Source organism: Bradyrhizobium sp. BLXBL-01, assembly GCF_051853025.1.
In the GTDB taxonomy this organism is placed as follows: Bacteria; Pseudomonadota; Alphaproteobacteria; order Rhizobiales; family Xanthobacteraceae; genus Bradyrhizobium.
The window spans coordinates 5,982,154-5,993,364 of sequence record NZ_CP182471.1 but is presented as its reverse complement, the minus strand read 5'-3'; the positions used below and the strand labels follow the sequence as shown (position 1 = coordinate 5,993,364).

12 protein-coding genes are annotated in these 11,211 nt (G+C 65.1%); 4 read left to right on the top strand and 8 right to left on the bottom strand.

Going from position 1 to position 11,211, the window contains the following annotated elements; translation table 11 throughout:
* Nucleotides 1-9: 9 nt before the first annotated feature.
* Both ACNJYA_RS27810 and ACNJYA_RS27805 read right to left on the bottom strand, forming a co-directional pair.
* Nucleotides 10-222 (bottom strand): HGGxSTG domain-containing protein, encoded by a 213-nt coding sequence (locus ACNJYA_RS27810; RefSeq protein ID WP_439403479.1) that lies wholly within the window; start codon nt 220-222, stop codon nt 10-12.
* Nucleotides 223-281: 59 nt separating this feature from the next.
* Complete coding sequence (locus ACNJYA_RS27805; RefSeq protein ID WP_439401041.1) at nt 282-887, bottom strand: hypothetical protein; 606 nt, start codon at nt 885-887, stop codon at nt 282-284.
* Between the two features lie 426 nt (nt 888-1,313).
* On the opposite strand from ACNJYA_RS27805, the gene ACNJYA_RS27800 reads away from it, so the two are divergent.
* The gene (locus ACNJYA_RS27800; RefSeq protein WP_439401040.1) at nt 1,314-2,294 is read left to right on the top strand and encodes a Bug family tripartite tricarboxylate transporter substrate binding protein; all 981 of its coding nucleotides are present in this window, start codon (nt 1,314-1,316) and stop codon (nt 2,292-2,294) included.
* A gap of 9 nt (nt 2,295-2,303) precedes the next feature.
* Here ACNJYA_RS27800 and ACNJYA_RS27795 read toward each other — a convergent pair whose 3' ends face one another.
* On the bottom strand, nt 2,304-2,762 hold the full coding sequence (locus ACNJYA_RS27795) for an NUDIX domain-containing protein (RefSeq protein WP_212254714.1): 459 nt from the start codon (nt 2,760-2,762) through the stop codon (nt 2,304-2,306).
* 106 nt (nt 2,763-2,868) lie between these two features.
* On the opposite strand from ACNJYA_RS27795, the gene ACNJYA_RS27790 reads away from it, so the two are divergent.
* Nucleotides 2,869-3,936, top strand: a complete 1,068-nt coding sequence (locus ACNJYA_RS27790; RefSeq protein ID WP_212254715.1) for a DUF1236 domain-containing protein — start codon at nt 2,869-2,871, stop codon at nt 3,934-3,936.
* A gap of 42 nt (nt 3,937-3,978) precedes the next feature.
* On the opposite strand, the gene ACNJYA_RS27785 is transcribed toward ACNJYA_RS27790, so the two are convergent.
* Complete coding sequence (locus tag ACNJYA_RS27785) at nt 3,979-4,941, bottom strand: lytic transglycosylase domain-containing protein (RefSeq protein ID WP_439363909.1); 963 nt, start codon at nt 4,939-4,941, stop codon at nt 3,979-3,981.
* Nucleotides 4,942-5,118: 177 nt separating this feature from the next.
* Here ACNJYA_RS27785 and ACNJYA_RS27780 point away from each other — a divergent pair, with 177 nt between their 5' ends.
* A complete protein-coding gene (locus ACNJYA_RS27780; protein WP_439363908.1) occupies nt 5,119-6,156 on the top strand; it encodes a L,D-transpeptidase family protein in 1,038 nt (345 codons plus the stop codon).
* Here ACNJYA_RS27780 and ACNJYA_RS27775 read toward each other — a convergent pair.
* From ACNJYA_RS27775 to ACNJYA_RS27765, 3 genes are all read right to left on the bottom strand, one after another.
* Nucleotides 6,153-6,428: a hypothetical protein gene (locus ACNJYA_RS27775; RefSeq protein ID WP_439363907.1), complete on the bottom strand. Its 276-nt coding sequence runs from the start codon at nt 6,426-6,428 to the stop codon at nt 6,153-6,155. The two genes, ACNJYA_RS27780 and ACNJYA_RS27775, sit on opposite strands and share 4 nt — an antisense overlap.
* A 77-nt stretch (nt 6,429-6,505) precedes the next feature.
* Nucleotides 6,506-7,363: a VOC family protein gene (locus ACNJYA_RS27770; RefSeq protein ID WP_439363906.1), complete on the bottom strand. Its 858-nt coding sequence runs from the start codon at nt 7,361-7,363 to the stop codon at nt 6,506-6,508.
* Nucleotides 7,364-7,509: 146 nt separating this feature from the next.
* The gene (locus ACNJYA_RS27765; RefSeq protein ID WP_439363905.1) at nt 7,510-8,700 is read right to left on the bottom strand and encodes a urate hydroxylase PuuD; all 1,191 of its coding nucleotides are present in this window, start codon (nt 8,698-8,700) and stop codon (nt 7,510-7,512) included.
* 259 nt (nt 8,701-8,959) lie between these two features.
* On the opposite strand from ACNJYA_RS27765, the gene ACNJYA_RS27760 reads away from it, so the two are divergent.
* Nucleotides 8,960-10,264, top strand: coding sequence for a PQQ-dependent sugar dehydrogenase (locus ACNJYA_RS27760; RefSeq protein WP_439367522.1), 1,305 nt, complete (start codon nt 8,960-8,962; stop codon nt 10,262-10,264).
* A gap of 51 nt (nt 10,265-10,315) precedes the next feature.
* Here the strand turns inward: ACNJYA_RS27760 and ACNJYA_RS27755 are convergent, their stop codons facing one another.
* Nucleotides 10,316-11,116 carry an SDR family NAD(P)-dependent oxidoreductase gene (locus ACNJYA_RS27755; RefSeq protein ID WP_212254720.1) on the bottom strand — a complete coding sequence of 267 codons (801 nt, stop codon included), beginning with the start codon at nt 11,114-11,116 and terminating at the stop codon, nt 10,316-10,318.
* Nucleotides 11,117-11,211 lie beyond the last annotated feature (95 nt).

The window sequence follows — 11,211 nt, the reverse complement described above, 5'->3', positions numbered from 1 at the left end:
GTCCTCAATTCAAGCCGCGTAGCAGCTTCCGCGCTCCATCAAACAATACACGAATTCACCGCTCTTGTGAGCAATCCATGCTTCCAAGCGGTCCGGTTGCCCTTCGGGGCCCGATCCCCGCGCGCCGCCATGCATCCGGCAGCGGCGCTTGCCGTGCATTGCCGGCGCGCGGCAGGCGGTGCCATCGCGTGGCCGCGCCCCGCAGCGCGGGCTCGTCACCATCGCCCGCGTGTTTCGGACGTAACCGCCGCTCATGCGTTGGCGCCTTGCGTTGCGCCCGCTCATTCGCGTTCGCCGGCTGCGCTCGACGCGGTGTCCGGATCGGCACCGATCAGATGCGCATGCTGCGTGACGTTGCCCACGATCGCCCGTCCGCCGTCCTGCACCGACAGGTTCTGCACCGTGATTGCGCGCTCGTCGCTGTTGCGATGGCGATTCAGCGCTTCGACCTGAGCGGCGAAGGTGCGGGAGAGCCGGGTCAACGCGCGGGCGATGCCCTCCTGCTGCGCGAGATCGTCGGTGCAGGCCAGCCGGCAGGCACAGCGCATCGCCGCCATGTGCACCGACACCATCTGCGACACCAGCATGGCCTCGACGGAATCCTTCGGCGCGATGCTCCTGATCGTCGAGATCATGAAGGCGAGGTTGGCTTCGTCGGGCTTCTGCCCGACCGCGCTGGCTTTGACCAATTGCCTCAATATGCCGTGCATCGCGTCGCGGTCGGGGGCGCCGAGCGCCTCGACCAGCAGCTGCTCGCCGGCTTGCGGGTCGGGATGGCTGATCGCAATGCGCCGCTTGTAGAGTTTGACGCGCGGGTTCGCGGCGGGGGCGCTGCGATCGGATGCTGCGAGCGGCGAAGTGATGGGACGTGAGAGAGCTGTCGTCATGTGCTGTGTCCTTCTGGCGGCGCAGGCGCGAACGGCCGTTCGCTGCTGCGCGCGAATGCGAATTTTGAAATGTCGATGAAGGGTTTAGGCGCAACCGCGTCGGACGGCTTCGGCCTGGCGGGCCATGACGCTCGCGACTGTTGCGATGATGCCAGTATGCCACTGTTTTGCCCGACGCCTCAGAATTTATTTCGCGAAACCGAAAAATTCGTCCGCCGCCCGCAAGTCCTTGTTCTGACAGGGGCGGTCTACTGTGCATGGGGTTGTTTTCGCATTTTTGTTTTGGAAGCGGCGCGTATGTGCCGTGCCACGGAATGCCGGCAGCCAAACGCGATTGCGAAATCCCGCACGGCCGCTATTCATGACTCCAAGGCGTCGCACCAAGAAGCATACACAAGCGGCGCCAAGAGGTCTGGGAGAGAACGAATGCAACGAACGGCCCGCCTGCTGGCAGTCATCGCAGGACTATGCGCCTCGGCGCTGGCGACAGAGGCTCTCGCGCAGAAATATCCGTCGCGGCCGGTCAAGATCATGGTCGGCTTCAGCGCGGGCGGGCCGGTCGACGTCGTCGCGCGCATCATCGGCGACCGCCTCGGCAACAAGCTCGGCCAGCCCTTCGTGGTCGAGAACCGCGCCGGCGCCAACGGCATGATCGCCGCCGAGGGCGTCGCGCGCGCGGATGCGGACGGCTACACCATGCTCGCCTGCAACTCGTCGACGATCACGCTGAACAAGACGCTGTTCAAGGATATCCGCTACGATCCGCAACTGGACTTTGCGCCGCTCACCACGGTGGTGTCGGCGCCGCTCGTCCTCGTCGTCAACCCCGAGAATCCCAAGACGGCGAACGTCAAGTCGGTGGCCGATCTGGTCGCTGCGGCGAAGGCCGCGCCCGGCGCGCTCGCCTACGGCTCCGGCGGTAACGGCATCGCCCATCTCGCCATGGAGCTGCTCAGCCAAAAGGCCGGCATCAAGCTGATCCACGTGCCCTATCGCGGCGGCTCGGCCGCCGAGGTCGGCATTCTCGCGCAGGAGGTGCTGGCCGTGTTCGATCCGCTCTCCGCCGTGCCGCTGGTCAAGGCCGGCAAGCTGCGCGCGCTGGCGGTGTCCTCGGCCGAGCGGCTGCCGGCGCTGCCCGATGTGCCGACCGTGGCGGAAGCCGGTTATCCCGGCTTCGACATCTCGTTCTGGGTCGGCTTCTTCATGCCCAAGGCGACGCCGGCGCCAATCCTGGAAACCCTGCACCGGGAGATCGTCGCCGCCGCCAAGGATCCGGCGGCCGAGGAGAAGCTCGGCTCGCAAGGCGTCGTCAGCGTGCTCAGCCCGGCTGACTACGCTGCGAAGATCGCCAAGGAGACCAAGGAGCTCGCCGAGGTGGTCGCGGCCGCAAACATCAAGGCGGAGTGAGGCGGCGCGCTATCCGCCGATCAGCAGCGTAAGCCGGTCGAGCAGCGGACGTTGTCCTGCGTTGATCTTCTCCTGCGCCGCGCCGAGCGTGAACCATTCGGCGCGGTCGACTTCCGGAAAGGCCTGCCGCTTGCCGCTGCGCGGCGGCCATTCCATCTCGAACGTGTTGCTGCGAATGCTGCGCACGTCGAGATCGAGCGCGGCCGCGAAGGCGGTGACGCGCTTGCCCCCGCGCTGCCTGACCTCGCCAAGCGGGGTCAGCGGCACGGACAGCTCGAGTCCCAGCTCTTCCGCGAACTCCCGTCGCGCGGCGATCTCTGCGTCGTCTCCGTCCGCGTACTCGCCCTTCGGGATCGACCATGCGCCGAGATCCTTGTTGCGCCAGAACGGCCCGCCGGGATGGACGAGGAGCACCTCGATGTTCCCACGTTTGCGATAGGCGATGATCCCGGCACTCTTCGCTGGCATTGCAGGTTCCGCAGAAAAGAGCGCGGCCTTCCTTCGGGAAAAACTGGAACTGCTCGTTTTAACGCAGGTTAGTAGCCCAGTTTCATTAGTTGAAAGGGAGTGAACCATGATCCGCCTGTTGGCAACCACCGCCTTGGGGGTGGTGCTGGCGAGCGCCGCGTTTGCGCAATCGCCCAGCACGAATCCGCCGTCTCAGCAGACGCCGCAGTCCCAGTCGAATACCACCGCGCCATCCGCGACCTCGCCTTCGAGCGCGGCCGACAAGCAGCAGACCACGTCGCAACCGCAGCAATCAACGACGTCGGGAACGCCAGCCCAGACCACGCAGGCCAACCCACAATCGTCCGGCTCCGGCACCGCCAATACGGGCTCGACCGCGCAGTCACAGAGCGGGACGGCAAATTCCAATGCAGCCGGCAACCAGCCTGCAACGCAGCAGAGCGCCAACCCGCCTCCTGCGAACACCAACCAGGCGCAGGACCGGTCCAATCCGCCGCCGGCCAACAATCAGGCCCAGCAGGCACCTGCCGCATCTGGAACCAACCAGGCCCAGCAGGCACCGACCGCGCCGACGAGCAATCAGGCTGCCGCCCAGACCGACGTCAATATCAGCAAGCAGCAGGAGACCAGGATCAGCGCGTCGATCTCGCACCTGAACGTGCGGCCGCTGACCAGCGTCAATTTCTCGCTGAATGTCGGCACGGTGGTTCCGCGCGACGTGCACCTCTCGACACTGCCGCCCGACGTCGTCGAGATCGTGCCGCAATATCGCGGCTACAGCTTTGCGCTGGTGAAAGATCAGATCGTCGTGGTCGATCCGGCGACCTACAAGATCGTAACGGTGCTGCCGTATTCGGGCCAGTCCACGGCGACAACGACGACGACCACGCGCGAGCGCAGCGCCAGCAAGTTCTCGGATCGCGATCGCGAGGTGATCCGCAAGCATGCGAAGACCCGCACCGAAGGACGCAGCGAGGCGCGGACCACCGGCAGCACCGCACGCACGGAGATGCGCATCGGTGATCGGGTCCCGGAGACCGTCGAGGTCGAGGAATTCCCGACCACGGTCTACCGCGATGCGCCGGGCTTGCGCGAATATCGCTATATCCATCGCGACAGCCGGACCTACGTCATTGAGCCGCGCGAACGTCGGGTGATCGAGGAGATCGATTAGCTCAATGGAGATCGGAGCCGCGCAAGCGAGCGGCTCCGATCGCTAGCCTGACGTCCGTTCGCGCGATGCGATGCGAACGGCGCGCGCCTTCGCGCTCTTTCCGGCCGCGCGTGCCGCAATCATGCTGCGTGCCTTGCCGGGACCCGCGGCATTCTTCCGCAGCAGGGTTGCGAATTGCTTGCGCGCGCGGTTCGTCGTCAGGCGCGCCGCGAGTTGCTCGGCCTTGCGAATGATGCCCGCAACCGAAGGCGTCAGGTTCACCGGAACCCAGGCGACGTCCTTGGCCTTCGAAAGGCTGCCGATGCCCTCGCACGGCGCTTCGCGCGGCAGGTCGATCCTGATCGCGAGCGCCTCCGAGCGTTCGATCCAGTCTTCGGCTTTGGTGCCGGTGATGATCCGGACATAGTCGCGCGTTTCGCGCGGCAGCTCGCTCTCCCTGGCAAGCCATTTCTGGATGCGGCCGGGACCGGCATTGTAGGCGGCGGCAGCAAGGCCGAGATTGCCGAAATCGTCGCGCAGCTTGCGCAGGAATTTCGCCGACGCCGGCAGCGCCTTCATCGGATCGAAGGGATCGTCGAGCCCGACCTCGGCCGCCGTCCCCGGCATGAACTGAGCGACGCCCTGCGCGCCGGCGTGGCTGACCTCGTTGGACTTGAAGCGGCTCTCCTGCCAGATCAGGCGTGCGAAGAACGGCACCGGAATGCCGCTGGATTCGGCGGCCGCGCGCAGCGCGTGACAAAATCGTTCGGTTGGCGAGGGCTCGGCCTGCACCGCCGGCTCGACCGCGCGTGGTGGCTCGATCACCTGCTCATAGGCCGCGTGCGCGTTGGCAAGCTCGATCGCCTGCACGCTGGCGACGAAGAGTTCGACCACCGGAACAAGTGACGAGGCATGATTGTTCTGGAGAACAGTAGTGTCGAAACGTGATGCTTGCCGGGACGCCGACGGATCGAGGTCGCACATCAGAAGCAGAAACGCGGCGCAAGCCGCGACGACAAATCGCATTTGCGGGGACAACCTCGAACTGTGGGATGAACGGCCAGCGCTGCGCCGGCGATAGGAAGTTCTTAACCGTCCGATTGCGGCAAAGCTGCGGTCTCCTCGGTTCCTTCGGTGTTAGTACGGTGTTCCCGAAGAGAAACCTTCCGCGGGTTTGCGGGCCGCTTGCGAGTGGGATGTGCGATGACGATGCGATGGATGCTTGGCGCGGTGATTTCGCTGTGGCTCGTCGGCCCGGCGCTCGCAGGCAATCTCGATCCGGCTACGGTGAACGAAGCTGCGCGTCCTGCGAAGCCGCCGGCCACCGACAAGCTGAATGCAGCCGTGGTGAAACTTCAGGTGCTGCTCGATCGCGCGCAATTCTCGCCCGGCGAGATTGACGGCAAGTTCGGCGAGAACGCGCAGAAGGCGCTCAAGGCGTTCGCGGAGCAGAACGGCATCGCATCCGACAAGGGAGTCGCGCCGGAGCTCTGGGACAAGCTGACCGCAGCGAGCGAGGGCCCCATTCTCGTCGACTACAAGATCACGGACGCCGATGTGAAAGGGCCATTCCTGGAGAAATTGCCTAGTAAGCTCGACGACATGAAATCGCTGAAGGCGCTGAGTTACACCAGCCCTCTCGAAGGACTTGCCGAGAAATTTCACATGAGTGCGGATCTGCTCAGGGCGCTCAATCCGGGCAAGGCGTTCGACAAGGCAGGAGCGACGATCGTCGTTGCCAACGTTCCGGCACGGCGCGAGCTGCCGCGCATCGCCCGGCTCGAAGTCGACAAGACGCACGGGACCTTGAAAGCGTTCGATGCCAGCGGCGCTCTGCTGGCGTTCTATCCGGCGTCAGTCGGCAGTCCGGATCGCCCGACGCCGACCGGAACGCTGAAGGTCACCGGCACCAACGCGCAGCCGACCTACCATTACAATCCCGAGTACAAGTTCAAGAGCGTCAAGTCCAACAGGCCGTTCGACATCCAGCCGGGGCCCAACAATCCCGTGGGAGCATACTGGATCGGCCTGTCGGCGCAGGGCTACGGCATCCACGGAACGGCGGAGCCGGACAAGGTCAGCAAGTCGGCGTCGCACGGCTGCGTCCGCCTGACCAATTGGGACGCGCGTGTGCTCGGCGAGAACGTGAAGCGCGGTACACAAGTCGTCTTCCTCGATGCGCCGACGGAATCCTCATCGAGGCGGCAGGGCACGCCAGCTGCGAAGCGTGCCGCGAATTAGTCCTTGGGAAAATCCTTGCGCATCGCGATCTCCGCCGCGTCGCCGGGCGACAACACGGTCTGGTCGAAGGCGGCCTGCGGCGTCGTCATGATGTCGTAGAGCGAGATGCCCTTGATCGGCTTGCCCATGAGCTCGCGGACGCATTCGGCGAGCGTGCCGTTGTAGACGAGATAGGGCGGACCGCGATCCTTCTGCCTCTCGCCTTTCAGCGACGGCCATTTCTTCAGTTCGGCCGGCGCGTCATAGGCGATCGGCGACCCGTCTTTGAACATGCGTTTGGCCCCGGTGGCTTGGATGGCCGCGAAGCCTACAGCCGCCGGGTAAACACCCGTTAAAGAATTGGTTCAAATCAGCCGGCAACGAAGGCGAGCAGGGTGCCGTTGGCCTTGGCCGGCGGCACGCAGATCGCAGCTCCGCTCCGCACGGCGGCCGACCCCAGCGCCATCTCGGTCGCCGCGAGATCGCCGCTCACCAGCACCAGCGCGGCGCCGCCGCGCTCGGAGAGGCCGGTCAGCGGCACGCCGGGATAGCGCTTGGCGAGCTGGTCCAGCGTCAGATAGACGAAGTCGGCGCGATCGCCGCCGGAGGGCACGCTGACCGCGCCGTCCGCGTCGGTCTTGGCTTCGCGGTCGATCAGGCGGGCGAGATGCGCGGCCTCCTTGGCGGGCTCTGGCGTTGCGATCAGCGTCTGCTTGATCCGCTTGGCCGCATTGGCGTGGGTCATCAGCTCGGGAATCCACACGGTCTCGCGGGTCTTGTGCTGGCAGGCGAAGATGCGCACACCGCCCGGCGCTTCCGCCGTCGGCCACATGAAGGTGCGGAATTTCGCTGCCGAGATCGTACCATCAGGCAGCGTGACAGGGCGTTCGAAATCGGTCGGGCCGATCGGCTCCAGTCCCCGTGCGCGGATCTCCTCGGCGCCGGCCGCGCTATCGACCGCGGTGAAAGCGATGCGCTCGATCCCTTCGCCGCGCTTGTCCAGGAAGGCGCGCGCGGGAACATTGAGCTCGGTCGGGGCGAGCACTCCGAGCAGCTCCATATAGTCGGGGTCGAACATGATGGTGTAGTTGCCGGTGCCCATATGAACGCTGTGGGTGCCGCGCGGGGACACGGTGAAGCCCAGTTGCCGATAATTCTCGGCGGCCTTGTCGAGGTCCTTCACCATGACGACGGCGTGGTCGATACCGATGACGTTCTTGAGGGCCACTGTTCTCATCCCCGATTGCAAGCTGACTTTGCGCCGCGCCGGCGGCTGCCGGCCATGTCTACGCCGGATGAACGGCCAAGTCATTTTCAATTCGGCGGGGAGAAGCGGAATTTCATTCCGCGCAAGGCATCCTCGTTGGACGCGCCTCAGCGCGCCTGCTCGATATAGGCCGCGAGGACGGCGCGCTCCTCGCCGGTCATTTCCGTGATGTTGCCAGGCGGCATCGCATTCGACCAGGCCGCGACCCGCCCGATCAGGCGGATGTTGCGATGGATGTGCTCGGGCGTGTCGAGCAAAATGCCCTTCGGCGCGGTGACGATGCCGGCCCAGACCGGTTCGGCTGCATGGCACATGCTGCAGCGGGACATCACGATCTCCTCGACATTGGCGACCGTGACCGGCGCCGACAATGCGCCCGTCTTCACCTCGCGCGGGCCGGCGGCGGAGAGGAGGAGGATCGCAATCACGCCGGCAGCGGCTACGCCCCACACCCACCACGGCGATTGGCGGCCGGCATGGCGCTCGTTGAAGAAGTGGCGGATCACCGGCCCGAGCGCCAGGATGATCGCGACGATGATCCAGTTGAAGCGCGTGGCGTAGAGCAGGGGATAGTGGTTGCTGATCATCAGCACGACAACGGGGAGCGTCAGGTAATTGTTGTGGACCGAGCGCTCCTTGCTGGCCTTGCCGAGCGTCGGGTCGGGCGCCTGTCCGGCGATCAGGCTGGCCACGATCTTCTTCTGGTTCGGGATGATCAGCGTGAAGACATTGGCCACCATGATGGTGCCGATGATCGCGCCGATCTGGTTGAAGGCGCCGCGGCCGCTCAGCACATGGGTGAAGGCGTAGGTGAGCGCGACCAGGAACAGATAGCCGCCGATGGCGAAGGGCAGCTCGCGCTGCGCGAGCCCGGTGCGGCAGGCGGCCTCATAGAGCAGCCACGCCAGCGCGAGGCTGCAGAAGCTGAACAGCCCGGCCTGGAATGGCGTGAGATCGAGGATCGACTTGTCGACCAGGAACAGGTCGGCCTCCAGATAATAGACCACCACCATCAGCGCGAAGCCGGATAGCCAGGTTGTGTAGGCTTCCCATTTGAACCAGGTCAGCTCGTTCGGCATCTGGCTGGGCGCGACCAGGTATTTCATGATCCGGTAGAACCCGCCGCCATGGACCTGCCAGGCCTCGCCCTGCACGCCGTCAGGCAGGTCCGTCTTCGGCTTCAGGCTGAGGTCGAGGGCGATGAAATAGAAGGAACTGCCGATCCAGGCGATCGCGGCCACCACGTGCAGCCAGCGCAGCAGCAGGCTCGCCCATTCCGATATGATGGATCCCCACATGATCTCCCCATCCGACGCGACCTGGATGCCGCAGCCTCCATGACCGTAACCGGCGCTCGCCGCCCCCACAATGTGTCGCACCGTTCAACCGCGTTTTCCAGTATGATGGGCTGCGGCTGATGCACATCGTGCGGGCATGAACTGACGTGGGATTCGGCAGGCGCCAAACTCGCCGCAGACCTTTTTCGGTTGATCGGCGTTGACGCACGACACGGGCAAGGCGGAGGACGACGTGAGCGACAGAATAACGTTCGTGGCGATGCTCGCAGCGCTGCTGGTTGCGGCCGGCGCGCAGGCCGAGCCGGTGTTGCAAGGCAAGGACGCCTATGGCGATTGGCGCGCCGACAAGCCCGGCACGGTCAGGCTGATCCGGCCGCAGGATCTGGTCAGGCCTGGCGCCACGCGATCGGTTGCGAGCTCGTCGCGCGTGGTGCCGCGTCCGCCGGAAGCCGAGCTCCAGGTTCCGGCCGGCTTCAAGATCGAGCTGTTCGCCGAAGGCCTGCGCGCGCCGCGTATCATCCGCGTGGCACCGAATGGCGATGTGTTCGTCGCCGAAACACGAGCCGGGACCATCCGCGTGCTGCGCGCGGGCGAGGGCGGCAAGGTCGCGACCAACGAGGTGTTCGCCAGCGGCCTGCGGCAGCCATTCGGCATCGCGTTCTTTCCCAATGGCGACAATCCGCAATGGGTCTACATCGCCAACACCGACAGCGTCGTCCGCTTTCCCTACCAGGCCGGCGATCTCAAGGCGCGCGGCAAGGCGGAGACGATTGTCGCGAGCCTGCCGCATGACGGCGGGCATTCCACGCGCGATATCGTCTTCACGCCCGACAACAAGCGTATGCTGGTGTCGGTGGGCTCTCTCAGCAATGTCGCCGAGGGCATGGGCACACCGCCGGGCGGGATGGACGCGTGGTCGAAGACGCAGCCGCTCGGCGCAACATGGGCCAGCGAGCTCGAACGTGCCGCGGTGCTGGGCTTCAATCCCGACGGCAAGGAGCGAAAGATCTATGCCACCGGTATCCGCAACTGCGTGGGCCTCGCGATCCAGCCGCAGACCGGGCTGCCCTGGTGCTCGACCAACGAGCGCGACGGCCTCGGCGACGATCTCGTGCCCGATTACGTCACCAGCGTGAAGGAGGGCGCGTTCTACGGTTGGCCGTGGTTCTATATCGGCAACAATGAAGACCCGCGCCACGCCGGCGCGCGGCCTGATCTCAAAGACAAGGTGACGGTGCCTGATGTGCTGATCCAGCCGCACTCGGCCTCGCTCGGCATGACGTTCTACCACAGCACGCAGTTTCCGCCCGAATACCAGGGCGACGGCTTCGCCGCCGAGCACGGCTCCTGGAACAGGTCGAAACGCACCGGCTACAAGGTGATCCGCATCCGCATGAAGGACGGCAAGCCGACCGGCGAGTACGAGGATTTCGTCACGGGGTTCGTCGTGAACGACAGCGAGGTGTGGGGTAGGCCGGTGGGAGTGGCGGTGGCGAAGGATGGATCGCTGCTGGTTTCGGAAGATGGCAACGGCACGATCTGGCGGGTGACATATTCGCGATGAGCGCCTTACTCTTTGCCTCTCCCCGCAAGCGAGGAGAGGGAGAAGAACGACCTACCCCCGCCTCACGCTGGCACCCCCATCCACCGGCAGCGTCACACCCGTAATGAAATTCGCCTCATCGCTCGCCAGGAACAGCGCGGCGTTGGCGACGTCCCAGCCCGTGCCCATCTTCCTGCGCAGCGGCACCTTGCTGTCGCGTTCGGCTTCGACTTCGGCGCGGGTCTTGTGCCATTCGCGGGCGCGGGTATCGACGGCCATCGGCGTGTTCATCAGGCCGGGCAGGATGACGTTGGCGCGGATGCCGTATTCGGCGTTCTGGTAGGCGAGCTGTTCGGTGAAGGCGATCATCGCCGACTTCGTCGCCTTGTAGGCGACGTAAGGATAGGTCGTGATTGCTGCCATCGACGAGATGTTGATGATGGCGCCGCTCCTCTGCGCGCGCATGATCGGGATCACTTCCTTCGCCGCCAGGATGCAGCTCTTCAGATTGATGGCAACGACGCGATCGAACGCCTCCTCGGTCAGTTGCAGCAGCTCGGCATCGCCGCCGGCGAGGCTGACGCCGACATTGTTGTGCAGCACGTCGATACGCCCCCAGCGCGATTGCGCATCCGCTACCATCGCCCTGATGTCCTCAGCTTTGGTCACGTCCGCCTTGAAGGCCGCCGCCGTGCCGCCTTTCGCGGCGATCATCGCCACTGTTTCCTGCGCCGATTCCAGATTGTGGTCGACGCACAAAACCTTGGCGTCCTCGCGCGCGAAGGTGAGCGCAGTCGCCCGGCCGTTGCCCATGCCTTCGCCGGGGCTTTGGCCGGCCCCGACGACGATCGCGACCTTGTCCTTTAAGCGCATCTCGGTTCACTCCCGTCCTCGTCATTATTTTCGTGCAGACTAGCAATCGCCCTGATGGGAGAGAAGAGCGCGCTTTCCGCCTTCATGTCATTGAC